At 52.8% G+C, this 1,605-nt stretch carries 3 protein-coding genes; all 3 read left to right on the top strand.

The features are described 5' to 3' along the window. Positions 1-23: 23 nt before the first annotated feature. The 3 genes from ADADOO_RS16720 (at position 24) to ADADOO_RS16710 (ending at position 1,530) form a co-directional block, all read left to right on the top strand. Positions 24-626, top strand: coding sequence for an RNA polymerase sigma factor (locus ADADOO_RS16720; protein ID WP_511278644.1), 603 nt, complete (start codon positions 24-26; stop codon positions 624-626). Further along, the gene (locus tag ADADOO_RS16715; RefSeq protein ID WP_511278643.1) at positions 623-1,006 is read left to right on the top strand and encodes a DUF3619 family protein; all 384 of its coding nucleotides are present in this window, start codon (positions 623-625) and stop codon (positions 1,004-1,006) included. The genes ADADOO_RS16720 and ADADOO_RS16715 overlap by 4 nt, the downstream gene beginning before the upstream one ends. Positions 1,007-1,089: 83 nt before the next feature. Continuing rightward, positions 1,090-1,530, top strand: a complete 441-nt coding sequence (locus tag ADADOO_RS16710) for a DUF3106 domain-containing protein (protein WP_511278642.1) — start codon at positions 1,090-1,092, stop codon at positions 1,528-1,530. The last annotated feature ends 75 nt before the right edge of the window (positions 1,531-1,605 follow it).

The following is a 1,605-nucleotide window of genomic DNA, read 5'->3' as shown; positions in this document are numbered from 1 at the left end:
TTTTCGGTCAAGGTTTCCCGGCAATTCCCTATAATGCTCAAGAATTTTCGGAAGAGACGACCCTGTCATCACCCCAACAACTATCCAGTTTTCTTGAATCCGTCGAGCGCCGCGCCTTCAAACAGGCAATGTTCGCCGTTCACGACGAAGACGCAGCATTGGACATCGTCCAGGACTCAATGCTCAAACTGGCGGAAAAATACGGCGACCGACCAGACGAAGAGTACCCGATGCTCTTCCAGCGAATTTTGCAAAATACCATTCGCGACTTTTACCGCCGAAGCAAGGTTCGCTCGATGTGGACTACGCTGCTCTCTGCCTTTTCGCCGAATGACGACGAAGATTACGACCCGCTCGAAACGCTGGCCGCCGATGAAGACGATGCCGGCCCAAAAACACCGGAAAGCAAGTTACAGCAGGCCCAGACACTCAACCTGATTGACGAAGAAATAAAAAAACTACCCGCACGTCAACGTGAAGCCTTCCTCATGCGTTACTGGGAAGACATGGATGTCGCTGAAACTGCAGCAGTAATGGGTTGCTCGGAAGGCAGCGTCAAGACCCATTGCTCGCGAGCCACTCACGCGCTGGCCGCCGCCCTGTCGGCAAGAGGTATAAAACTATGAACGAAGAACGTTGCGCATTGCGAATTCGGCAAAGACTGAATATTGGCTTGAACGATATATCGCTTGCCGCATCGCGACGGCTGGAGGCGGCTCGCCATCAGGCATTAGCCCATCAAAAACAGGCCGAGCCACAAACGATAACGGCCAACGCCGCCACTTTGTCATTCCGGACGGGCGTCCACATCCCGCATATCAAACAAATTCTCGCGGTAATGGCCTTGCTGCTCGGTATGTGGATTTCTTTCTATTGGCATAGCGTCCAGTATGTCAATGAACTAGAAAATATCGATAGCGCGTTGCTTGCCGACGAGCTTCCTCCCGATGCTTTCCTGGATAACGACTTCTTCGAATGGTTAAAAGACGACTCATCAGAGGAATAATCCTCTGTTTTAGCTTGACTACTGTCGTTGCCGCCGAACCGCCAACATCGGCTATCTTAGGCACACCACCGCAACCCGGATGGATGCAGTTAACTCCCCAGCAAAAGGACATTCTCGCCCCACTCGCCAAAGGCTGGAATGGCATGGAGAATATCCGCAGAAAAAAATGGTTGGGTATTGCCGACCATTACCCGAGCATGAAGCCGGAAGAACAACAACGCATGCAGTATCGAATGCGCGAATGGGCCAACCTGACAGCAGAACAACGCGCCAAGGTGAGAAGTTCATACAGGGACTTCAATCAATTGCCTCCGGAACAGAAGCAAGCGGTCAAGCAAAAATGGGATGCCTATACGAATCTGACACCCGAACAGCAGCAGCGGCTCCGTGAAAACAGCAAATCGTCCAAGTTGCTGGCGCCGCCAACTGACTCCGCGAGCGCTCCGACAAACAGCATGGCGACCCCTCCCACAACCGCAGTCGGCAGATCAATTCAGCCGCCCGCATTAAAAACGACCGAATAATGTCAACTTCACTTCCCGGCATCAGGCGCCGCCTGGTCTGCATGCTGTACGAAAGCCTGGTCGTTTTCTCGATCC

The sequence above is a fragment of the Azonexus sp. genome (assembly GCF_036170495.1).
Taxonomy (GTDB): Bacteria; Pseudomonadota; Gammaproteobacteria; order Burkholderiales; family Rhodocyclaceae; genus Azonexus.
Note: the sequence above shows the minus strand (reverse complement) of the source record. Positions and strands in the feature narration are given on the sequence as shown.

Coding starts and splice junctions, on each gene's coding strand:
- ADADOO_RS16715 (WP_511278643.1), top strand. CDS start 623: ATGAACGAAGAACGTTGCGCATTGCGAATTCGGCAAAGACTGAATATT.
- ADADOO_RS16710 (WP_511278642.1), top strand. CDS start 1,090: ATGCAGTTAACTCCCCAGCAAAAGGACATTCTCGCCCCACTCGCCAAA.